At 62.2% G+C, this 21,862-nt stretch carries 14 protein-coding genes, 1 other RNA gene and 2 pseudogenes; 4 read left to right on the top strand and 13 right to left on the bottom strand.

The window, feature by feature from the left end:
• Window positions 1–8 precede the first annotated feature (8 nt).
• Window positions 9–824, top strand: coding sequence for a transporter substrate-binding domain-containing protein (locus XalbCFBP2523_RS13740; RefSeq protein WP_045766428.1), 816 nt, complete (start codon window positions 9–11; stop codon window positions 822–824).
• Window positions 825–998: 174 nt separating this feature from the next.
• Here the strand turns inward: XalbCFBP2523_RS13740 and XalbCFBP2523_RS13735 are convergent, their stop codons facing one another.
• The 3 genes from XalbCFBP2523_RS13735 to XalbCFBP2523_RS13725 form a co-directional block, all read right to left on the bottom strand.
• Window positions 999–1,919 carry a CorA family divalent cation transporter gene (locus XalbCFBP2523_RS13735; RefSeq protein WP_045766429.1) on the bottom strand — a complete coding sequence of 307 codons (921 nt, stop codon included), beginning with the start codon at window positions 1,917–1,919 and terminating at the stop codon, window positions 999–1,001.
• An 81-nt stretch (window positions 1,920–2,000) separates the two neighbouring features.
• Window positions 2,001–3,377, bottom strand: a complete 1,377-nt coding sequence (gene cycA, locus XalbCFBP2523_RS13730) for a D-serine/D-alanine/glycine transporter (protein ID WP_045766430.1) — start codon at window positions 3,375–3,377, stop codon at window positions 2,001–2,003.
• Between the two features lie 208 nt (window positions 3,378–3,585).
• Complete coding sequence (locus XalbCFBP2523_RS13725) at window positions 3,586–4,461, bottom strand: DMT family transporter (RefSeq protein ID WP_045766431.1); 876 nt, start codon at window positions 4,459–4,461, stop codon at window positions 3,586–3,588.
• A gap of 296 nt (window positions 4,462–4,757) precedes the next feature.
• Here XalbCFBP2523_RS13725 and XalbCFBP2523_RS13720 point away from each other — a divergent pair, with 296 nt between their 5' ends.
• On the top strand, window positions 4,758–5,648 hold the full coding sequence (locus tag XalbCFBP2523_RS13720; protein WP_196297601.1) for a class I SAM-dependent methyltransferase: 891 nt from the start codon (window positions 4,758–4,760) through the stop codon (window positions 5,646–5,648).
• Between the two features lie 90 nt (window positions 5,649–5,738).
• Here the strand turns inward: XalbCFBP2523_RS13720 and XalbCFBP2523_RS17445 are convergent.
• The 3 genes and pseudogenes from XalbCFBP2523_RS17445 to XalbCFBP2523_RS13705 form a co-directional block, all read right to left on the bottom strand.
• Window positions 5,739–6,287, bottom strand: a pseudogene (locus tag XalbCFBP2523_RS17445) (helix-turn-helix domain-containing protein).
• Between the two features lie 1,080 nt (window positions 6,288–7,367).
• Complete coding sequence (locus XalbCFBP2523_RS13710; RefSeq protein WP_045766433.1) at window positions 7,368–9,452, bottom strand: beta-galactosidase; 2,085 nt, start codon at window positions 9,450–9,452, stop codon at window positions 7,368–7,370.
• Window positions 9,453–9,883: 431 nt separating this feature from the next.
• Window positions 9,884–10,516: a DUF2076 family protein gene (locus XalbCFBP2523_RS13705; RefSeq protein ID WP_045766434.1), complete on the bottom strand. Its 633-nt coding sequence runs from the start codon at window positions 10,514–10,516 to the stop codon at window positions 9,884–9,886.
• Window positions 10,517–11,194: 678 nt separating this feature from the next.
• Here XalbCFBP2523_RS13705 and tcuC point away from each other — a divergent pair.
• Window positions 11,195–12,496, top strand: a complete 1,302-nt coding sequence (tcuC, locus tag XalbCFBP2523_RS13700) for an MFS transporter (RefSeq protein ID WP_104629977.1) — start codon at window positions 11,195–11,197, stop codon at window positions 12,494–12,496.
• Here the strand turns inward: tcuC and XalbCFBP2523_RS17355 are convergent.
• From XalbCFBP2523_RS17355 to XalbCFBP2523_RS17440, 5 genes and pseudogenes are all read right to left on the bottom strand, one after another.
• Entirely contained in the window at window positions 12,463–12,591 is a 129-nt protein-coding gene (locus XalbCFBP2523_RS17355; protein WP_268988930.1) for a hypothetical protein, read from the bottom strand. The genes tcuC and XalbCFBP2523_RS17355 overlap by 34 nt on opposite strands.
• A 27-nt stretch (window positions 12,592–12,618) precedes the next feature.
• Window positions 12,619–14,319: an acid phosphatase gene (gene acpA / locus XalbCFBP2523_RS13695; RefSeq protein ID WP_045766435.1), complete on the bottom strand. Its 1,701-nt coding sequence runs from the start codon at window positions 14,317–14,319 to the stop codon at window positions 12,619–12,621.
• 175 nt (window positions 14,320–14,494) lie between these two features.
• Complete coding sequence (locus XalbCFBP2523_RS13690; RefSeq protein WP_045766843.1) at window positions 14,495–15,490, bottom strand: AI-2E family transporter; 996 nt, start codon at window positions 15,488–15,490, stop codon at window positions 14,495–14,497.
• Window positions 15,491–15,961: 471 nt separating this feature from the next.
• Window positions 15,962–17,800 carry a dihydroxy-acid dehydratase gene (ilvD, locus tag XalbCFBP2523_RS13685; RefSeq protein ID WP_045766436.1) on the bottom strand — a complete coding sequence of 613 codons (1,839 nt, stop codon included), beginning with the start codon at window positions 17,798–17,800 and terminating at the stop codon, window positions 15,962–15,964.
• Window positions 17,801–18,115: 315 nt separating this feature from the next.
• Window positions 18,116–18,777 (bottom strand): annotated as a pseudogene (locus XalbCFBP2523_RS17440) (transposase family protein); the annotation flags it as partial.
• A 264-nt stretch (window positions 18,778–19,041) separates the two neighbouring features.
• Here XalbCFBP2523_RS17440 and XalbCFBP2523_RS13675 point away from each other — a divergent pair.
• Complete coding sequence (locus tag XalbCFBP2523_RS13675) at window positions 19,042–19,659, top strand: glycoside hydrolase family 25 protein (RefSeq protein ID WP_080928228.1); 618 nt, start codon at window positions 19,042–19,044, stop codon at window positions 19,657–19,659.
• A 4-nt stretch (window positions 19,660–19,663) separates the two neighbouring features.
• On the opposite strand, the gene XalbCFBP2523_RS13670 is transcribed toward XalbCFBP2523_RS13675, so the two are convergent.
• Both XalbCFBP2523_RS13670 and XalbCFBP2523_RS13665 read right to left on the bottom strand, forming a co-directional pair.
• Window positions 19,664–19,739: non-coding RNA, sX9 sRNA (locus XalbCFBP2523_RS13670), on the bottom strand.
• A gap of 398 nt (window positions 19,740–20,137) precedes the next feature.
• On the bottom strand, window positions 20,138–21,712 hold the full coding sequence (locus XalbCFBP2523_RS13665) for an SDR family NAD(P)-dependent oxidoreductase (RefSeq protein WP_012917459.1): 1,575 nt from the start codon (window positions 21,710–21,712) through the stop codon (window positions 20,138–20,140).
• Window positions 21,713–21,862: the final 150 nt, after the last annotated feature.

Below are 21,862 nucleotides of genomic sequence, written 5' to 3'. Positions count from 1 at the left end.
AGAACCGCATGACCCGAGGCCTCGCCGCCGGCCTGCTAGGCACCATCCTCGCGCTGCCGCTACACGCCGCCCCGTCGCATCTGGACAGCATCGTGCACAGTGGCGCGCTACGCGTGTGCACCACCGGCGACTATGCGCCGTACAGTTTGCTGCGTGCGGACGGCAGCTACGAAGGCATCGACATCGCCCTGGCACAGTCGTTGGCGGCCAGTCTGGACGTCCCGGTGCAGTGGGTGCCCACACGCTGGCCGATGTTACTGCCGGATCTGCTTGCGGACCGCTGCGATATCGCGGTCGGTGGCATTTCGGTGTCGTTGCCGCGGCAACGCCAGGCCGGGTTCAGCTCCGTGCTCGAGGTCGACGGCAAGATCCCGCTGCTGCGTTGCATCGACCGCGATCGTTACCGCACCGTCGCTCAGATCGACCACCCCGAGGTCCGCGTGATCGAACCGCGCGGCGGCACCAACGAAGCCTTCGCGCACCGCGTATTGCCGCACGCGCAATTGATCTTGTCCGACGACAACCCGGCGATTTTCAACGAACTGCGCGAAGGCCACGCCGACGTGATGATCACCGACGCCTCGGAAGCCCGCTTCCAGCAGCGACGCACGCCTGGGCTATGCGCGGTGAATCCGCAACAGCCGCTGCAGTATGGCGAAAAGGCGTTCCTGCTGCCGCGCGACGACATCGCCTGGAAAGCCTACGTCGATCAGTGGCTGCACCTGAGCAAGGCCAGCGGCGCCTACGCAAGGATCGTGGCCGATTGGCTGGAGGAAATCGACACCTCCCCGCCCAAGCCAGCGGCGTTCACGACGCAAAAATAATGATGCCGAGCCAAAGAATCGGCATGCAAAAACCGCTCGGGGCGCGTTCGCGCATGATCCACTACTGGTCGTACACCGACCGTGTTCGCCGTCGAATCGACCCGGGCCATCGCGTAAGGCAAGCCACCCCGCTCGCAGCACGCAAGGATTTGTATCTCCAACCATTCGCCGCGCTCAGATCCAACCGCGGCGACGGAACCATGCCAGCGGCAACAGCACGCTCAGGACGATCACGCTCAATGCCCAGTAGTAAGCGTTGTGCCATTTCAGCTCGGGCATGTGTGCGAAATTCATGCCCCAAACACCCACCAGCACCGTCGGCGGAATGCCCACCACCGACGCCACCGCCATCACCTTCATCACGTTGTTCTGGTCCACGTTGATCATGCCCAGCACGCTGTCGAGCAGGAACTCGATGCGGTCGTTCAATTGCTGCTCGAATTCACTCAGGGTAACCAGATCCTTGCGCAGCAGACCGATGCGTTTGGCCGCATCCGCGCCGAACCACTCCGGCACGGCATCGTCCAGATACGTGGTCAAGCGCAGCAGCCCATGACCTGCGTTGTGCATCCCGCCAAGCCGCTGGCCCATGTCGCCGACATCGCGCAGCATCCGCTCCAGATGGCGCGACTTGTGCCGCGCATGCGGCTTGTCGAATGCCAAGCGCGTGGTCTCGGTGATTTGCACCTCCAGCGCTTCCAGCCGGTCGGCCAAACGTCCGACGAGTTGATCGAGCAGGCGCAGCAGCAGGTCATCGCTGCTGCGGCACGGGCTACGCTGCAACTGCGCGGCCAGCGCATCAAACGACTCCATCGGCTGCTCGCGCTGGGTCACCAGCACCCGCGGCGACACGGCAAACCCCAGCGGCGCAGTCGGGCCATCGTCGTCCTGGAAGCGCGGCACATTGAGGAACACCACATCGCCCTCGATGCGCACCCGGCTACTGAATTCGATCTCGCCGATCGCCGCACGCGTGGGCACGGCAAAGCCGACCTTGCGGTCGATCTCGACCAACTCCTCGGCGCTGGGCTGGCACAGATCCACCCAGCACATTGGCGCGTCGGCAGTTCCGCCAATGCGGTGGATCGTCATCATCGGGCGCGGCTCGCAGAAGGCATGAGCGCGAGCATCCGCTGCCGGGTGCGCAGCGTCAACGACGGCTGTGCGCGCATCGGCTCAAGCACCGTCGTTGCGACACTTGAGCGCATAGCCCACGCCGAGAATCAGGAACCATACCGGACTGGCCAACAGTGCCTGGCGGGTGTCGGTCTGCAAGGTCAGCAACGCCACGACAAAGGCGAAGAACGCCAGGCAGAGGTAACACATCGCCACGCCGCCGGGCATCTTGAACGCAGATGCCGCATGCAACTGCGGACGCTTGCGCCGGTAGGCAATATACGCGCACAGGATCAGCGACCAGACGAACATGAACAACACCGCCGCCAACGTGGTGACCAGGGTGAAGGCGGTGACCAGGTTCGGGATCAGATACACGAGCGACGTGCCGCCGAGCAGGCAAGCGCACGAGAACAGCAACCCACGCGCTGGCACCGCCGCGTGCGAGAGCCGGGCAAAACCACGCGGCGCATGCCGCTCTTCGGCTAGGCCATAGAGCATGCGGCTGGTGGAAAAGATGCCGCTGTTGGCTGAGGAAGTGGCCGAAGTCAGCACCACGAAATTGATCAGACTGGCGGCGGCGGGCACGCCGGCGAGCACGAACAATTCAACGAACGGGCTCTTGCCCGGCACCACCTCGCGCCACGGTGTCACCGCCATGATCGCCACCAGCGCCAGCACGTAAAACACCAGAATCCGCACCGGGATCGAATTGATCGCCTTGGGCAGGTTGCGGCGCGGGTCGGCGGTTTCGGCAGCGGTGGTGCCGACCAGTTCGATGCCGACGAAGGCGAATACCGCGATCTGGAAACCAGCGAAAAATCCGTTCAGACCCTTCGGGAACAGCCCACCATCGTTCCACAGGTTCGCCAACGAGGCCACGTGCCCGGACGGCGCGCGGAAGCCCCAGGCGACCAGACCAGTACCGGTGAGGATCAGCGCGCAGATGGCGACGATCTTGATCAGCGCGAACCAAAATTCCATTTCGCCGAACAGCTTCACCGTCACCAGATTCAAGCTCAACAGTACCAGCACGCACAGCACCGCCGGAATCCAAGGCGCCAGCGTCGGGAACCAGAACTGCGCGTAGGCGGCGATCGCAATCACGTCGGCGATGGCGGTGATGATCCAGCAGAACCAGTAGGTCCAGCCGCAGAAAAACCCGGCCCACGGCCCCAGCAAGTCGGTAGAAAAATCGATGAACGACTTGTATTCCAGGTTCGACAGCAACAACTCGCCCATCGCGCGCATCACGAAGAACAGCATCACCCCGATGATCAGGTACACGAACAGGATCGACGGCCCGGCCAAGCTGATGGTCTTGCCCGAGCCCATGAACAGGCCGGTGCCGATCGCGCCGCCGATCGCGATCAGCTGCAAGTGACGGTTGGACAGGCTGCGCTGCAGGTGGTCGGGTAGAGCGGATGGATCGGTCATGGGCACAGGCCATCGCGGGGGAATGGCCTACCAACATAAAAGATGGTGACAGCGCGCGCCAGCATTACCGCACCTTAGCAGGGCCTGCATGCGTTCCCGGCGGCGATGGCATCGCTGCGCTGCACACGCGGGCGTATGGCGATTTCCTGATCGATGCCGGTCTGGCCGGACTGCGCGTCGTTGTGCCTGAAACGCTGACAGGATTCAATTACACGATCTTGGTCCGCCGCCACCATTGGGTGACTTTTTCCTCGCGCACGAGCGTGAACAACCCGGCGCCCAGGATCAACGCGATCCCCACCGCCATCGGCCAATCCAGGCGATCGTGAAACACCCAGTAGCCGAAGCCGATGGCCCACAGCATCTGGCTGTACTGGGTCGGCGCGACCGCGCTGACCGGCGCCGCGTGCGAAGCACGCATCATGAAGATCGCCGCCAGGCCGGCCAACAAGCCATAGCCAATCAGCAATCCCCATTGCGTCAGCCTCGGCCAGACGAAGTGCGGCAACATCAACAACCCACCCATCAGCAACGGCCCAAACACGCTGGCGCCATAGAGGGTCAACCGCTTCTCGCCTGGCCCGGCCATGCGCAAGCTGATGACCGACACCGCACCCACCAGTCCGCAGACGATGGCCGCGACATGCCCCTCGCTCAAGTGTCGGAACCCTGGGCGCAACACGATCAGCACGCCAATGAAACCCACGATCACCGCCAGCCAGCGCCGCCAGTGCACCTCCTCCTTGAGCAGCAACACCGACAGTACAGTGACAAAGATCGGCATCAGGAAAATCAGCGCGAACGCCTCGGCCATCGGCAACAAGGTGAACGCGGTCACCGCCGAGAGATTGCCGGCCGCGCCGGTGAACGCGCGCAGCAGCCAGATACTCGGCCGCCGGGCCACCACCACCTCGCGCCAGCGGTCGCCCGGCTTCTTCAGGAACGGCAGCGCCGTGAGCATCAGCAGCGCACCGAAGAACACCACTTCATAGGCCGGCAGCGTACCCTCCAGGCCTTTCACGAACGCATCGCTGATCGAATAGGCAGCATAACAGGCGAAACCAAGCAACACACCTTTAATCATCGACGATATTGACCGCCGCGACACCGCGACGCCCTGCAGATGGAGGAGTTGCAGTATCCCTTTTTTCCCACGCGCCTGCCGCCGCGACCAGCCACCACGCTGCGGAGGCGCAGTCGGAACGGGATCCGCCATAGCGGCCACCTGCAATCTCCACTTGAATGGACCATGACGGTGAAGCCGGCCCTGGCACCGCGCGCTCGGTTGGAGTCCCGATCGCGCGCAAGCGGCACTGCGCACGGTGGCGTAGCCGATCGCAGCGACCATGGCGATGCCCCGACGCAGAGGCATCGGTTACGATGCACTCCCGCTTCCGAACAGCATGCCGCGCCGTCCGCGTCGGCAGATCCGACGTGACCCACTACTGCGGCCCCCTGCTGACCAAACCACTCGCTGCGGCGCTGCTCGCCGCCCGCGATGCCGGTGACGCGCTCTGGTCCGGATCGCTGGATCTGCAGCGCAGCGAACAACAAGCGCAGCTCGCCGACGACCACTGGCAGTGGCGCAGGCAGAACTATCCCTACCCGCCCAAGCTCAAAGAGCGCACGCTTTACTATTGGGACGGCGAAGACTTCGCGGCAGTCTCGCGTTTTGGCGACGCGCTGATCAAGCTGGTGCCGACCGAATGGGGTGCGCCCACCTTCGAGATCGACGGTATCAAGATGCTACCCAGCGCGCAGTTGTCGCCGTTCGAAGATGCGCGGCGCAAAGTCGCACTGATCGAACCACGCGGCAAACAGGTGTTAGACACCTGTGGCGGGCTGGGCTACTTCGCTGCCTGCGCGCTGGAGGCGGATGTGGCGCGGATGCACTCGTTCGAAAAGAACGCCGACGTGCTGTGGCTGCGCACGCTCAATCCATGGTCGCCAGACCCTGCCGCGAGCGACGGTCGCCTGCAACTGACCCACGCCGATATCGTCGAGGGCATCGCCGGGATCGCCGATGCGGCGATGGACGCAATCCTGCACGACCCGCCGCGTTTCGGCATCGCCGGCGAACTCTACGCGCAGACATTCTACGATCAGCTCGCGCGGGTGCTGCGTCGCGGCGGCCGCCTGTTCCACTACACCGGCAGTCCGAACAGGCTCACCAGTGGCCGCGACGTGCCGCGGGAGGTCGCCAAACGCCTGGAGAAAGCCGGGTTCACCGCGCAACTGGCGCTGGACGGCGTGCTGGCGACGCGTCGCTAAAGTCGCGGCACAGGGCATGGCGGTCTCGACTTGCAAGCGCAACACATAAGAGTAGCTAACAAAACGACTGCATCGCTGTCGTTTTGTTAGCTACTCTAAATTGAATTGAGCGATCTCTTCTTCCAACGTCTGATTTGGTGTCTTCCAGCCGAACGTCTGACGTGGTCGAGCGTTCATCAGGTCAACAACGTTGTTGAGATATTCCTGACTTGCCTTGGAAAGGCCCGCCTCATTGAGCATGAACTGGCGCAGCAGTCCGTTGATATTCTCATTGCTCCCCGTTAACAAGGTGGATGCGGGTCGGCGAATCAAAAATCGATGTTCAGTCGCTCCATCAGCTCTGGATAACACATTATCTCAGTGCCAAGATCGCAGGTCAGGCTACCAAGCAGAAAATGAGGGAACTTCTTCATCTGCCGCGTAAAGCCCTCCAACGCAAGGGCTACGACACTGCCTATAGCGCTTGGCCGCGAGACTGGCAGTGTACACAGGCTCGTTCTGTCGTATCACTTCACGCGACAACGTAGACGTGCTTCGTCCGAGTCGGCGCGCAATGAAGCGAATGCTCTCAACGTTACCGAGCTCGATCTGCAGCAACGCGCGCTCTTCGAAACTCATATGGCGATATTGTTTCCCCATGCACACACCCTACGTGATTGCACGGTGTTGCAGTTGGAAGTGATTCTAAGATGCATTGCGTCGCACCCTCTGGTGCGCATCTTGGCAGGCCGGGACAATGCGACTACACCTGAAAACCGTTGCGCAAAGTGCAGCACAATGTTTTGTGATACATGATTCAATTGTGTTCTAAATATTTCCTTTGTGGTAGACGCAATGGCAAGTAATTTGATAAAACAACCAGCACTTTCCATTAGTGCAGTGCTCCCAACAGTTGACAAGCAGGCCGCATCCTCCCGTCAAATTGAGCGCAATCATCATGACAACACATTCATCCATTCGTCATTTCCGCAAATCCGCGCTGTTAATCGTGTTCGCACTGGTGGCGACAGGCACCTCCACATGGGCTAGTGCACAACAAGCCGCGCAGCTTCGCATAAAAAGTTATAACTCCAACGTGAAAGGCATTTGGATACAAAACGAAATTTATGCTAACGGATGGGCGTGCCTTCCCTTGACAAGCCCCGGCGAAACCCCTGGCCCAGGATTATTATTCGGCAGTAAATTCAGTGCGTATGCCTTGAGCTCAACTGACTGCACAAATGGTGGTCAACGCATACAAAACCTGTACAGTGAACATTACACCGTACCAAATACTAATCGTGTAGTTATTGTTATTAGCACCAAGAGACTGTACTTCCAACCGTAAAGTGACAGACAATAACCGTTAATACGCGCGGCGGCCAATCGCGTCACGGGCTGCCTCATTGCCGATGTCAGTGCTGCCGCGCAAAATCCAACAGGCGGCGGAGTTTTGATGGCATGCACGCCTTGCGTGATTGCGCGGTGTTGCACTTGGGAAGTTGAGTCTAAGCCTGTGGATGACACAGATACAGCGCAGCAAGATCGCCCGCGCTGATGACTGCGTCCTCGTTCGCCGGCGCACGGTATGCAGCACCACGGGGTTCGGGGGCTACATCGCTGCGACACCCACGCCCAGCGCACGCACGAGTCGCCAGATCGAAGTCGCCATCACCGATGTGCCGAGGCTCCCCATCCCGCAACGCTGCGGACGAGCCCACGAGCTTGGCGCATGCTTGCTTAGCGGCGCTGCTCCAATACCGCCACGTCGTCGGGGTCCAGACGCACCAACTCGCTGGCGGCGTCCGCATGCAACAGCGAGCGCATCGGTACGGGCAGGCGCACCGTCTGCGCAACCGTGCCGTGGTTGATCAGCATCACGATACGGCGCGCACCTGCGCTACGCACGCCCACTTCCACTTCCGCTGGCACATCTGGTAACGGCGCACGCACCTGCGCTTGGCGCAACCACGCAGCGGTGAGGCGATCCTGCGTGGCCTCGTCGAACCAAGCCCCGACATACGTGATACGGCCCTTGCCGACACGCCGGGTCAACAGCGACGGGGTGCCATCCAGCCAACCATTGGCCTTGCCGTAGTGCATCGGTGCCTCGGTGTCGGACCCGGTCGCCTGCAACTGTTCCGCCCAGATCCTGGCGCTGCCGTCGGCGCCGTCGCCAACAACCGGAATCGGTGTGTCCAACGCATAGAACTGCTGCACACGGCCACCGAGCAACGCCGCCAGCGGGCCGGGCTGACGCTGCGGATACAGGCCGTTGTCGCTGTTCTTCATTGCGCTACGCGGCCCCAGCACCAAGTGACCGCCATGTTCGACATACGCTTTGAGACGCTGTACCTGCACCTCGCTGAGCACGTTGAGCGAAGGCGCGACCACCAGCTTGTAGCCATCCAGCGGCGCCAGCGCCGAAACCACGTCGACCACCTGCGCCTGCTGGCGCAGCGGGCGATAAAACGCCTTCATCTGCGCGACCGGATCGAAATCGGCCGCATGCTTCTGGAAACCGATCGCCCAACGGCTGTCGAAGTCGTTGATCAAGGCCACCTGCGCCTGCGGCGTGGTCCCCGCCAGCGCGGCGCCGGCCTTGGCGAACTCCGCACCGATCTGCTGGATCTCGGCATACACCGGCACCGGCTCGCCATCGGCACCCACCAGCGTGCCGTGGTATTCCTCCTGTCCGTTGGGCGCGGCGCGCCACTGCCAGTACGACACCGCATCGGCGCCATGCGCCACCGCCTGCCAAGCCATCGCCCGCACTTCTCCCTTGTGCAGCGCCACGTTGGTCGCGCGCCAGTTGACGAAACCCGGCTGGGTTTCCATCACCCAGTAATTGCGCCGCTTGTAGCCACGAGCCAGATCGTGACGCGCGGCGTTGTCCACCCAGTCGTAGCGCTCGCCGGCGACGTAATCGTCCCAGGCGGCGATATCCAGCGGAGCATGCACGGTGTAGGCATCGAAACCGGCGAACCAGCCCATGGTATTGGTGGTGATGAACTGGCGCGGATCGGCATGCGGGCGAATCGCCTCGATCTGATTGCGCGAATAATCGGCCCAGGTGTCGCTGACGAAGCGCTTCCACTCCAGCAGCAACGCCGGGTTTTCCTCGTTCTCGCGCACCGGGATCTGCGCGAAATCGTTGTAGGTCTGGCTCCAGTACGCAGTCGCCCAGCGCTGGTTCAATGTGTCGATGCTGCCGTATTTGCGTTGCAGCCACGCGTGGAACTGCGCCTTGGCCTCGGGATCGAACGAGGCCTGCGCATATTCGTTATCCAGTTGCCAGCCGACCACATTTGGGGTGTGACCATAGCGCTGCGCCATCTGCTCGGCGATGGCGTGCGCGAACCGACGGTAGCGCGCACTGGCGAAGGAGAACTGCTGACGGTTGCCGTGTTCGTCGCGCACACCGTCCTGGCTCACCCGCAAGGTCTCCGGATAGGCCTGGGTCAGCCATGCCGGCGGCGCGGCGGTCGGCGTTCCCAGCACCACCATGATGTGATGGCGCGCGGCGGCGGCGATCGCGCGGTCCATCCAGACAAAGTCGTACTGTCCTTCGCGCGGCTCCATCCGGCTCCAGGCGAACTCGCCGATCCGCACCACCCGGATATGCGCGGCTTCCATCAGCGCCAGATCGCGCTCCCATTGCGGCTCCGGCCACTGCTCCGGATACCAAGCCGCACCGAGCAGCAGCGGTGGCGCCTGGCGATAGCGTGTCGCCTGCGCGTGCAGCGACGGCATCAGGCAAGTGGCGAGCAGCAGCGCAACGCACAACGCAACGCCCACGCGTTGCGGAAACCGGGACTGGGGCATAGAGCACTCGTCAGATGGCGGAAGCCCGCACGTCATCGTGCAACGCGCGGCGCCCAGGCATTGTGCGCGTCCACACCCGCAGGCACTTGTGCATATTGCCGCACCCTGGTGCGCAACTACGCACAATCACCCCGCATGCAGAGGCATGCGGACAATCACAATCACCGCATTGTGCGGCGATAGCAGCATGTATCTTGGAATGCAGGGCAACCCGTGTTCTAGGGCGATCCGCAGAACGTCGTCACCCTGATCCGGTGAATAACCGCACGCGCGCAGTCTGCAACGAGAACGCCACTGCCACTGACAGCCACAGGCCAGCGGCAACAGCCTAATGCCACTGGCCTAGACATCGCGCGCGCGGCACCGACGGCCAAGCGTCGTACTCGGCCAAGGTGAACCGAAAAGCCTGCAATGCCCGATCAGCAGGCCTCTCAGACCCAGTCGTCGCCGCCCATGTCGGCATCGTCCTGGTAATCCTGGCCGACGTCCTGGTCATCCTGCATCGGTGCGTCGTAGTAGTTGTTGGTGACATTCTCGACCACCACATCCTGCTGCCCACCACCACCACCGAAGAGACCACCACCGTGGTGTCCACCGAGCAGGCTTTCCACACCCTCGAACAAGAACATGCCACCGGCCACACCCGCTGCGGTGGTGGCCGCCGTGCTGAGGAAGCTCGGACCACGGGCCGCCGCAGGTGCGGGTGCCGGTTCGGGCGCCGCCGCACCACCACCGAACCAGCGCTCACGCCACCCTGGTGCCGCAGCCGCGGCGGCAGGCGCGGACGGCATCGGCGGCGGCGCGGCATTGAAGCCCTGACCCAGGAAACTGGTCGGCGGCGGCGGGGGTGGAGCGGCTTGCTGCAACTGCGCGATCTGCGCCTTGGCCGCCTCCAGCGCGTGTTCCAGTAACAACGCCCGCTGCACCAGCAAATAAGCCGCATCAGGCTGATCGGCCAGGCGCGCATGGATCAACGCGTCGGCCTGCGGGTCTTTGACCACCCCGCCAGCGCTGCGCAAGCGCGCCAGGAAGTCTTCGAGAAGCTGCTGCTCTTGCGGAGTCATACGCGTATCCGAATGTGATGACCGGCCCACTGCCGGCACCGCACGGTATGGGGATCACCTCGCCCACGCCAAGGGTGGCGCTCCCCGTCGGTGCGATGGCATTCATCCACGCGGCCGATATCAGCTTGACAGGCGGGTCCATGCGGTGAATGTGGGCGCTGCGGCGAACGCTTTTCCTGCCAATCTACGACATCCCTACCCAGATCCTGTCGCCAGACCCGAGCATCTGCAACTCGCACCGCTGCCGCCCGGGCGGCGGTGCTGGTATGCATCGATGGTCCGTCCACAAGCCACGACACACCGCTTCGCCAGGGTCAAACCCGCTCATCGGCTAATAAAGGCAACTCCCTACTGTTGATAAATCATCTGACCGTTACTACTCCAACGCAGTTGTCATTGGGCATCTGCGAGAGGAAAAACCCCATCATCATCGCTACTATGCAAGCGTGCTGTCGTGTTAGACCGTTTCATAGCAATGCATTCATACGCCCGAGCACCACTGCATGGGTGGACTGTTGTGGGTCTAACGCACGCCACCTCCGCTACCGAGCATGACCTGTTACACGTAGCGAAAGGTGTCTGTGGCGTGTTGTACTGTGAAAGCGCAAGGGCGGCCGCAGCATTGCATTTGCGTATCATTGCGCGGCAACACCTCTCATTTTCAACAGACCACGACCGATGATGTCTTCCGATATGCCACCTGCCGCCATGGATGCTCCACCCCATGGCGCCGCCGCTGTGTTCCGCGTGGTCACCGGCAATTTCCTCGAAATGTACGACTTCATGGTCTATGGCTTCTATGCCACCGCCATCGGTCATGCGTTCTTCCCTGCGCACAGCGCATTCTCCTCGCTGATGCTGTCGCTGGCGACGTTCGGCGCCGGCTTCCTGATGCGCCCAATCGGTGGCTTGGTGTTGGGCAGTTACATCGATCGGCATGGGCGCCGCAAAGGTCTGACCCTGAGCCTGATGTCCGTGGGCGTTTTGTTGATCGCCTTTGTGCCGGGTTACGCCAGCATCGGCATACTCGCACCGGCGCTGGTATTGCTCGGTCGCCTGCTACAGGGCTTTTCCGCTGGCGCGGAACTGGGCGGCGTGTCGGTGTATCTGGCCGAGATCGCCACGCCGGGCCGACGCGGTTTCTATGTGGCCTGGCAATCGGCCAGCCAGCAGGTCGCGGTGGTGTTTGCCGCGGCGCTCGGCGTCGCCCTGCATACGCTGCTATCCGAGAGCGCGATGGACAGTTGGGGATGGCGCATCCCGTTCTTCATCGGCAGCCTGATCTTGCCGTTGATTTTCCTGATCCGCCGTTCGCTGCAAGAAACGCCGGAGTTCGCCGCGCGCCAAGCGCCAGACCTGGCTGGCATCGCCCAGTCGCTGCGCGCCAATGCCGGGTTGGTGCTGGCTGGCGTCGGGCTGGTGCTGATGACTACCGTGTCGTTCTATCTGATCACCGCCTACATGCCGACCTATGGTCGCTCGGAGCTGCACTTGAGCGAGCTGGACAGCTTGGTGGTCACTGGCTGCATCGGTCTGTCGAACTTTGTGTGGCTACCGGTGATGGGCGCGCTGAGCGATCGCATCGGTCGCAAGCCGTTGCTGGTGTTCGCCACGGTGACCATGCTACTGACGGTATGGCCGGCGCTGCATTGGCTGGTCGACGCTCCTTCGTTCGCGCGGCTGCTGCTGGTCGGCGAATGGCTATCGCTACTGTATGGCGCCTACAACGGCGCGATGGTGGTGGCCTTGACCGAAGTGATGCCGGCAGAGGTGCGCACCACCGGCTTTTCGTTGGCCTACAGTCTGGCCACGGCGACGATGGGCGGCTTCACCCCGGTGGTGTGCACGTGGTTGATCCACACCACCCACAGTCCGGCCGCGCCCGCCTTATGGCTGTCGTTGGCGGCGCTGATCGGCCTGAGCTGCTCGTTGCTGCTGTTCCGTCGTCAGCGCGGCATGCTGAGCGCCAGCGCCGGTTGAGCGTGTGCTGCCAGCACGCCACTGCCGCATAGCGCGAGCAATGCGGTGGTGCCGATGCGATGCGGAGCATGCAGCACGCTCGCAACGGCGTGCATGCTGCGTGCAACTTGGCCTCGGCTGGCTTAGCCGAGGTCCAGCGCAGCGGTCAGATCGCCCGGGACCACGCCACTGGCAGCATGCATCGTGCGTTCCCGCTCGGCCAGACCAGGTAGCTTCTCCAGCCCGAAACGGCGGGTGATGAAACGCAGAATCGAGCCGGTGTCGTACACGGTGTGATCGACATGACCACGCTTGGCGTAAGGCGAGACCACCAGTGCCGGGATGCGCGAGCCAGGACCCCAGCGGTCGGCTTTCGGTGGTGCCACGTGGTCCCACCAGCCGCCGTTCTCGTCGAAGGTGATGAAGACGGCGGTCTTCTCCCACAGCGGACTTTTGCGCAGGGCGTCGATCACCATCGCGATGTGGCGATCACCCGCGGCCACGTCCGAATAGCCAGCGTGCATGTTGAGGTTGCCCTGCGGCTTGTAGAACGTGACCGGTGGCAGGGTGCCGGCCTGTACGTCGGCGAGGAAGCGGTTATCCGGAGCGCTGTCGCCCAGCCCGCCGTCGCGTAGGCGCTGCGCACGCGCAGGCGTGCCGGGGGCGAGATTGGCAAAGTAGTTGAACGGCTGGTGGTGGATCTGGAAATTAGGGCTGGTCGGGAACTCGCTGGTGTCGCCGGTGTCGCCCTTGCCTTGCACTGCCAGGCCCCAGCCGCCGGCGTACCACGCCCACTCCACGCCCTTGGCGTCGAGCGCGTCGCCGATGTGGCGATGGGTCTGCGGCGGCAAGGTGTTGGGGCTGTCCGCTGCGGCGTAATCCCGGCGCGTCGGATCCTGGCTGGTGCTGGGCTGGAACGGCGGACTCATGGTGTTGATCGCCCAGAAGTCCGGGGTCAACGCGCCACTGCGCACGAAGCGCGGTTTGCCGTTGAGGGCGGAAGCGGGCGAATCTTCCTGCTCCGCCAGATGGATTTCGTCGGGCCGGTCGCTGGCCAGTTTGCTGATTTGCAGCCGCGCCGGGCTATTGTCGGCGTTCGGGTAGTACGGCGCCTGTGCGGCCACTAGGTATTGGTGATTGAGGAACGAACCGCCGAACGCACCCATGAAGAAGTTGTCGCACAGCGTGTACTCGCGCGCCAGGCTCCACAGCCGCAAGGTCGCCGGCGCATCGCCATAGTGGCCCATCACCAAACCGCCGGCATCGCTCCAGGCCGCGAAGCGGTCGTTACGGCCGCCATTGATCTGCATCTGGTTCTCGTAGAAACGGTGGACCAGATCGCGGGTCACCACGCCGTGTGGCAACGGCTTGCCGTCGGCCGTGCGCAGTGGGTAGGGCGCGTTGGGCAACGGCCCGATCGCGTCCTCGCCGATCTTGTAGCGGCGGTGCTCCACCACCTGTTCGTTCGGCGCCAGCCCGCCCCAGATCGGCGGCAGGATGTCGAGGACATTGCCATCGCGATCGACCTGCCGCGCCTGCGCTGGCGTCACCTGCGACAGCGGGTGTTGCAGTCCTGGAAAGTCCGGGAACAAGTTGTTGAAGCTGCGGTTCTCGGCGTAGATCACCACGACATGCTGGATCTTCTCCTGCAACTGCCGATCCACCGCGGTGGCCGACAACGCACGCTTGGGCGTGTGCTGCGCGGTGTCGGTGCGCGCCTGGGCCGGGCCGATCGCCAACGCGCCGCCGGCCAAGGCCATGCCGCCGAGCAGGCGCCGGCGTTGCGGGTTCTCGGGAGTAGGGTCGGTGGGTGTGGACGTTGGGTCCTGAGGCGATTTCTTCACGATGTCATAAAGGGCGGAAAAGGACAGCCACCAGTGTGGGCTGGGTGAATGACAAGCGGAAGCCCGTGAAGCGGGATATGTATGACGCATTCAGTGTCCGTCTCGCAGGCCAGTGGGGATGCGCCATCGTGCGGGTTCAGCCGCGCGACGGGCCACCGGCTATCCGTCGCCCGGATCACACCGTCGTCGCGGCGGACTCGGCTTCCTCGGCATCGCCCAGCGCATGCTGGACGTACAGGCGCTTGATCAGCACGAAGATCACGACGGTGAGGGGCGCTGCCAGGACCACGCCCATCGGCCCGAGCAGCATGCCGATCCCGAACAACGAGAACAGCAGCAGCGCCGGCGGAAGATCCACCGCGCGTGCCTGGATCAGCGGTTGCAGCAGATGCCCCTCCAGTTGCTGCAACACCACGAACAGCAGCAACGCGCCCAGCGCCACCTGCGGACTGACGGTGAAGCCCAGCAGGATCGCCGGGACCGCAGCCGCGATTGGACCGACGATCGGAATGAAGTCCAGCAACGCGGTCAACAAGCCAATCCCCAGTGCCACTGGTACGTGCAGCAGCCACAAGCCCACCCCGGTCAAAGTGCCGATCACCGCCATCGCCAGCAATTGACCCGCCAGCCAGGCGCGCAGGGCCTGGCCGCTGGCACCCAGGGCCGCATCGGCGACACCGCGCTGGTCGCGCGGCAGCAGCCGCAGCAACCCTTGCCGATACAGCCGCGGTTGCGCTGCCAGATAGATGCCGCCGACCGTCATCAGCACCGCGTTGGTGACGCCGCCGCCAGCGGACATCACGATGGCGCCGGCATGCGCGGCGACGGTTGACGCGCCATTGCGTAATTGTTCGGGGATACGATCGATCTGCGGCCCCAGCGGGCCGGATTGCAACCAGGCATGGAACTTGTTCCAGGCTGCCGGCAGGGTGGTGCGGAAGGCGTCGATCTGCGCGGCGACTTCGGAGCCGAACAGCAGCACGATCGCCGACAGCGCCAACAACAACGACAAGATCACCAGCGCCAGCGCCGCCCACTCCGGGACCGGCAGCCGTTTGCACAGTACAGACGCTAGGCCGTGCAACAGCACACCGACCACGATGGCGCCGAACACGATCAGCAGCAGTTCGGACAATTGCCAGGCGAGCAGCGCGAGCCCGCCGAGCGCCATGACGACCAGGACACGTGCCACGAATGGCCGTAGAGGAGAGGCGATGCTGGGGGCCGTGGTTTTCATATGGGTGCAGATGCAGATCGAAGTTGATCGTGATGGAAACAGTAACGCCATGTCGGTGGACGGTGGGCGAAGATGGCCTGCGCGGCTTGGTACCGGAACTTTCGTTGCGGATCGAAAGCGATGCTCGTCCACTTGTGCAGAGCGTATCGCGCTCCTGCATCGCGTGTGGTCGTGGACAGCGCTGTGCTCGATGTCCACGACGCGCTCGGCCAGGATAAGTCCGGGCGTGGTGCATGCGGTACGACAGCCGCCAAACACACCGTGTCCTGCCGACACTCAATCTTGCGAGGCAATACCAAGATCATCCATCCAGCACGCTGCGCCCGACTGCGACTCGGGCTGCTGGGATGTCGGCACCGAGAAAACGTGTCGCATGCATTTTCCCGATCCGATGGCCTCGCCGCTTCACCCCTCCAGCATCGCCCGATCCCGCACCGCACCCTTGTCCGCACTGGTGGCCAGGAGCGCATACGCCTTCAGCGCGGTGCTGACCTTGCGCGGACGCGATTCGGCCGGTTTCCAGCCACGGGCATCCTGATCGACGCGGCGGGCAGCCAGTACCTCGTCGGAGACCAGCAGGTCGATGCGGCGCTTGGGGATGTCGATGAGGATCCTGTCGCCGTCGCGGACCAGGCCGATGGCGCCGCCGGCCGCGGCTTCGGGTGAGGCGTGGCCAATGGATAGACCAGAGGTGCCGCCGGAGAAGCGGCCGTCGGTGAGCAAGGCGCATTGTTTGCCCAAGCCTTTGGACTTCAAATAAGAGGTGGGATACAGCATCTCCTGCATGCCCGGGCCGCCTTTGGGGCCTTCGTAGCGGATCACCACCACGTCGCCGGCCTGCACGTCGTCGGCGAGGATGCCCTTGACCGCTGCGTCCTGGCTCTCGAAGACCTTGGCATTGCCTTCGAACACGTGGATCGATTCATCCACGCCAGCGGTCTTCACCACGCAGCCGTCGCGGGCGATATTGCCGTACAGCACCGCCAGGCCGCCTTCCTGCGAGTAGGCTTGTGCCACCTCGCGGATACAGCCGGCGGTGCGGTCAGTGTCCAGGCTCGGCCAGCGAGTGGCCTGACTGAAGGCAACCTGGGTGGGAATACCTGCCGGACCGGCCTTGTAGAACGTGTGCACGGCGTCGTCGTTGTTTTGCGTGACATCCCACTGGGCGATGGCGTCGGCCAGGCTGCGGCTGTGCACGGTGGGTTGATCGGTGTGCAGCAAGCCGCCGCGCGCCAGTTCGCCGAGGATGGCGACGATGCCGCCGGCGCGATGCACGTCCTCGATGTGGTACTTCGGCGTGTTCGGCGCGACCTTGCACAGCTGCGGCACGCGCCGCGACAGACGATCGATGTCGTACAGGGTGAATGGCACCTCGGCTTCCTGCGCGGCGGCGAGCAGGTGCAAGATGGTGTTGGTGGAACCGCCCATGGCGATATCCAGGGTCATCGCATTTTCGAAGGCTTTGAAGGTGGCGATGCCGCGTGGCAAGGCGGTCGGATCTTCGGCACCGTACCAGCGGTGACACAATTCGACGGCGGTGCGTCCGGCCTTGAGGAACAACTGCTCGCGATCGGCATGGGTGGCAACCACGGTGCCATTGCCGGGCAGGGCCAGGCCGAGCGCTTCGGTGAGGCAGTTCATCGAGTTGGCGGTGAACATCCCCGAGCACGAGCCGCAGGTGGGGCAGGCGCTGCGTTCGAAGGCGGCGACTTTTTCGTCCGATGCATTGGGATCGGCGGCGATCACCATCGCATCGATCAAGTCCAGGTTGTGATCGGCGAGTTTGGTCTTGCCCGCTTCCATCGGCCCGCCGGAAACGAACACGGTGGGGATATTGAGGCGTAGCGCGGCCATCAACATGCCGGGCGTGATCTTGTCGCAGTTGGAGATGCACACCAGTGCGTCGGCACAATGCGCATTGACCATGTACTCCACCGAGTCGGCGATGATCTCGCGGCTGGGCAGCGAATACAGCATGCCGTCGTGGCCCATAGCGATGCCGTCGTCCACGGCAATGGTGTCGAATTCCTTGGCCACGCCGCCGACGCGCTCGATCTCACGCGCAACCAACTGGCCGAGATCCTTCAGGTGTACGTGGCCCGGCACGAACTGGGTGAAGGAATTGGCGATGGCGATGATCGGCTTGTGGAAGTCGGCGTCCTGCATGCCGGTGGCGCGCCACAGCGCGCGGGCGCCGGCCATGTTGCGGCCGTGGGTGGAAGTCTTGGAGCGATAGTCGGGCATGGCGGGTGTTGTGTGATCGAAGGTGGGCCAAATACTGGCGGAAACGGTCGGCACGGCGGATGTTTAAAGGAGGCATTCACCGCCACCGCCATCCGCGCAGGATACGCGGCTATTGCCACGTTATCATGCGATCCCCAGTAGCTGCTCTTGCCAGATCTTCATCTGGGAAAAACGATGGGAGCGCCGCCCGGCACGAGCAGGCGCGTGCTACGGAAGACGAAAGGACTCAGCGAGCGCAGGGCGATGGCGATGGCGATGGCGATGGCTGGAAGAACTGAGCTTCACCATCTGAATGTCCAGCGGTTTTGTAGGCACTCAGAACCGTCGTTGTGCGTAGCGCCGCTCGAACTCTAAAGGCGACAGGTCGCCGTTTGAACTATGAGCCGTCAGGAAGCTCTGTTCGTCATCGCGGGTGTAGACCGAGTCTTGGTCCGAATGAACCAAGGCACCGAGCTTGGGCTTACGCCGCCAGGTCACCTCAAACCGGCTCGAGTAGATTGCTCGCCACCGCGCATGTCGCTCTGCGCAGGAAACGTGGCTTGCCCCCGTCGCCTGCCTGAGCAGGCAGGCCTTCCGCGCGCACCAAACGATGTCCTCAAGGCGGCTGTAGCTTTCGTTCAGATCCCGCAAGTCCTGGGTCGCTTTGCAATGCCCGTATGCACTGCCGCTGGCCAAGCATTGCTGCTTAATCAGCCGCATCCTCCCTGGTTCGCTCACTCATCGGCGAGCGCAGCCAAGAGTCGTCGCCAGACCAATTTACCCGTGGCACCCGGCACATCCTCAGTCGCCCGAACTCCTGACAATGTGCGTACATGAAAGCTTACTTTCCCGCTCCCCCTTGGCAAAGTAGCCGGCGGCTTTTTTAGTGTGTCGCGCTCCTCGGTGACCCGGCGCAGCTCGGCCTTCAGACGCAGAGCCTCGGCACTTGGACCGACTTCAGACCGCTGCACGACACCCGACTTACCGAACTTGCGCAGCGACAGCTCCGAATTCAACACTCCCCATGATCATGCGATGTCTAGGAAAAAATGGATGATTCAACACTTCACTGGCAAGTTATAGAGGAAAAATTCTCTTCGATCACCCCAGCGAAGTTATCGCAATGTGAATTCAAAGTGATTTTCCGCCAATTAATTTTGATGTTTATCTTGGAATTTTAAAAATTTTCCTAGTCGGCATCTATTCAAATTTCCTGGGCTATGCTTATCACCCAACCGCTTATAAAATCAAGAGGATTTGACATGTACAGCAAAGGCATTGATATTTCGCATAAAAATGGAAATATAGATTTTGAAAAAGTTGCAGATGCGGATGTAAATTATGTTTTTATGAAAGCCACAGAAGGTGGAACATATCAGGATCCAAACTATGGGCTTTATCGTGGCAATGCATTGTCTGCAAATTTGCGGCTCGGGACTTATCATTACTTCCGTGGATTGAGTAGCACCCCCGAAGAGCAACGGGACAATATCGTTTCAACACTTAGCAAAAATGATTTCGACGCATCTTGCGAACATTTCGCGATAGATGTGGAGCTCACCGGTAATGAAAATGCAACGCCGGAATTGATGGCCGACAACCTTTATGCATTGCTTCAGCTACTCGAAAACGAGGCAATACTTGGAGGCAAAAAACCACTGATTTATTGCGCAGCACGCTTCTGGGACGAACATGTGGCTGGAGACAAGCACGATTTTAGTCAATATCCATTATGGGTTGCCAGCTGGGATGTCGATCAACCTAGAATCCCGAAGGTGTGGAGTGATGCTGGTAAAACCTGGTCGATCTGGCAGTACACCAGCAAAGGAAATGTTCCTGGCATTAGTGGTGACGTAGATTTGGATCATGTCCAACTCTAAGAGTGGCTAACAAAACGTCGTGAGCAGCCGCCACTAGGGTGCGGACAGCGCGCAGGAACCGCAGTGTACGCGTGGTACATGAGGATTCCGAGCACCGTCCGCGCCCGCTTGGCGGCTGCGCAGTAGTTTTGCGGTCTACTCTAAGGCAAGGATTCGAACAATATGCCAAGCCGATCGCAGGCCGGCGGCATCAATATAGATGGCTTATAATCAAATTTCATGCACAACGTCCTGCAATCACGCCGTGTGGCTGCATGGGAAATCAAAAGCAGTAGCGTCATTTGATCTCTGAGTCTTAACATGCTGCAAATCGGGATCGGCAACCTGCAAGCATCCGTTGCCAGACAGACGTCCCCGAGTCCCGAGCAGCATCCGGATTTGGAATCCAATTCCTAAAGAAGCGCTTTTCCGAATAATAGATCATCGGCTTCCTGCACGAGGCGGAAGCAACGCTTCAAGTCATCGGCAAACTGGCGCGTTACCAATCAGTCGGCGCGTAATCCTTGAGAAACTGGCCCCAAACGTGCTCACCGGTGTTGAAGCCGTGGATGATGGGATCGACGATGCGCGCCGCACCATCGACGATGTCCAGCGGCGGATGGAAGCGTTCCTCGTGCACCTTGCGCGCAGCGATCTCCGCCGGATCCTCATCGGTGACCCAGCCAGTGTCCACGCTATTCATGTGGATGCCATCGTTGTGGTAGTCCGCCGCCGACGTGCGGGTCATCATGTTCAACGCGGCCTTGGCCATGTTGGTATGCGGATGCCGGGTCGTCTTGAAGTTGCGATAGAACTGTCCTTCCATCGCCGACACGTTGACGATGTGCTTGTCGCGCTCGGGCGTGCGCAGCAACAGCGGCTTGAGCCGCGCATTGATGACGAACGGCGCAATCGCGTTGACCAACTGTGTCTCCAACAGTTCCACCGACGACACCTCAGCCAAGAGCAGACGCCAGGAATTGCGCCCGCGCAGATCCACCTGCTGCAGATCCTGGTCTAGCCGCCCTTCCGGAAACACATGCTGTTGGCCGAGCAGATCGTCGGCCAGCAGCGGCATCTGCGATAACGCCGCTGCATGCAACAAGCCATCTGTACCACTGAGACCATACCCGGCACTAGTCTGCAGCGTGGTCGCCGACACCGCCGGCAGCAGTTCCGGGCCGCGCAACCCTTCGTAACTGCCGACCAACCGGCGCACGTGCTCGGGCAATTCTTGCAGCGTGGCGGTTTCGCCAGCCATCATGTGCGCATAGAACTGCGGTGGTCGACGCACGGTCTGACACGCGTTGTTGATGATGAAATCCAGACGCGCACGGGTGGCGAGCAAGTGGCTACAAAACGCCTCAACGCTGGGCGTGTGGCGCAGGTCCAGGCCGAACACCTGCAGCCGATGCCCCCAATCGGCGAAATCCGGCTCTTGCGCATAGCGCGCAGCCGAATCGCGCGGGAAGCGTGTGGTCACGATCAACTCGGCACCGGCACGCAGCAGTTTCAATCCAGCCTGATAACCGATCTTGACCCGTCCACCGGTCAACAGCGCCACGCGTCCGCGCAGATCTGCCGTTTCGGTGCGCTTGAGGTAATTCATCTCGGCGCAGGGCGGACACATCTGGTCGTAGAAATGATGCAGCTGGGTGAACTTCTGCTTGCACACATAGCAGTGACGCAACTCGGGCGATTGCGGCGCAGGCTCTTGCGCAACAGCCTGCACGCAACTCAGCGCAGTGGGCGACTGCGGGGGAAAATAGTTAGGCGTACTGAACACCGGTTTGCGGCGCAACGCGCGGATACCGGTCTGCTCCAGCAACGCCTCGGCCTTGCGCACTTTCTCCTGATGGCGTTCGCGCGCCTGTTGCTTGAGCAACTTGCGCCGTGTCTTGGGTTCGGGATGGAAAACCTTGGCCACCGCCTGATGCAGGCGCACGCGCTCGGCTTCGGGCAGGGCATCGAGGACAGTGCGGTCGGCCTCGATGGCGTCGAGCAATTCCAGGGTGATGCGCAGGCGCTCGGATAAGGGCAGCTCGTCGGTGGAAGCAGGGGCGTTGGTGTTCAAGACAGATCCGGGGTGGGCGACGGCGAACCGTGGCAAAGGCCGGCACGATGCCGGCATGGGTAACGCGCTACCGCGTTGCACACCAACCCATCATCGCAAGCGGGAGGCGTAACAGCGCAGATAGCGACGACGCGTGGCCAGTGGAAACCG

This window comes from Xanthomonas albilineans (assembly GCF_002939705.1).
GTDB lineage: Bacteria > Pseudomonadota > Gammaproteobacteria > Xanthomonadales > Xanthomonadaceae > Xanthomonas_A > Xanthomonas_A albilineans.
Note: the sequence above shows the minus strand (reverse complement) of the source record. Positions and strands in the feature narration are given on the sequence as shown.

What these genes read in the sequence shown, in the direction of transcription:
- XalbCFBP2523_RS13740 (WP_045766428.1), top strand. Translation starts at nt 9, where the DNA reads ATGACCCGAGGCCTCGCCGCCGGCCTGCTAGGCACCATCCTCGCGCTG.
- XalbCFBP2523_RS13735 (WP_045766429.1), bottom strand. Translation starts at nt 1,919, where the DNA reads ATGATGACGATCCACCGCATTGGCGGAACTGCCGACGCGCCAATGTGC.
- cycA (WP_045766430.1), bottom strand. Translation starts at nt 3,377, where the DNA reads ATGACCGATCCATCCGCTCTACCCGACCACCTGCAGCGCAGCCTGTCC.
- XalbCFBP2523_RS13725 (WP_045766431.1), bottom strand. Translation starts at nt 4,461, where the DNA reads ATGATTAAAGGTGTGTTGCTTGGTTTCGCCTGTTATGCTGCCTATTCG.
- XalbCFBP2523_RS13720 (WP_196297601.1), top strand. Translation starts at nt 4,758, where the DNA reads ATGCACTCCCGCTTCCGAACAGCATGCCGCGCCGTCCGCGTCGGCAGA.
- XalbCFBP2523_RS13710 (WP_045766433.1), bottom strand. Translation starts at nt 9,452, where the DNA reads ATGCCCCAGTCCCGGTTTCCGCAACGCGTGGGCGTTGCGTTGTGCGTT.
- XalbCFBP2523_RS13705 (WP_045766434.1), bottom strand. Translation starts at nt 10,516, where the DNA reads ATGACTCCGCAAGAGCAGCAGCTTCTCGAAGACTTCCTGGCGCGCTTG.
- tcuC (WP_104629977.1), top strand. Translation starts at nt 11,195, where the DNA reads ATGATGTCTTCCGATATGCCACCTGCCGCCATGGATGCTCCACCCCAT.
- XalbCFBP2523_RS17355 (WP_268988930.1), bottom strand. Translation starts at nt 12,591, where the DNA reads ATGCACGCCGTTGCGAGCGTGCTGCATGCTCCGCATCGCATCGGCACC.
- XalbCFBP2523_RS13690 (WP_045766843.1), bottom strand. Translation starts at nt 15,490, where the DNA reads ATGGCGCTCGGCGGGCTCGCGCTGCTCGCCTGGCAATTGTCCGAACTG.
- ilvD (WP_045766436.1), bottom strand. Translation starts at nt 17,800, where the DNA reads ATGCCCGACTATCGCTCCAAGACTTCCACCCACGGCCGCAACATGGCC.
- XalbCFBP2523_RS13675 (WP_080928228.1), top strand. Translation starts at nt 19,042, where the DNA reads ATGTACAGCAAAGGCATTGATATTTCGCATAAAAATGGAAATATAGAT.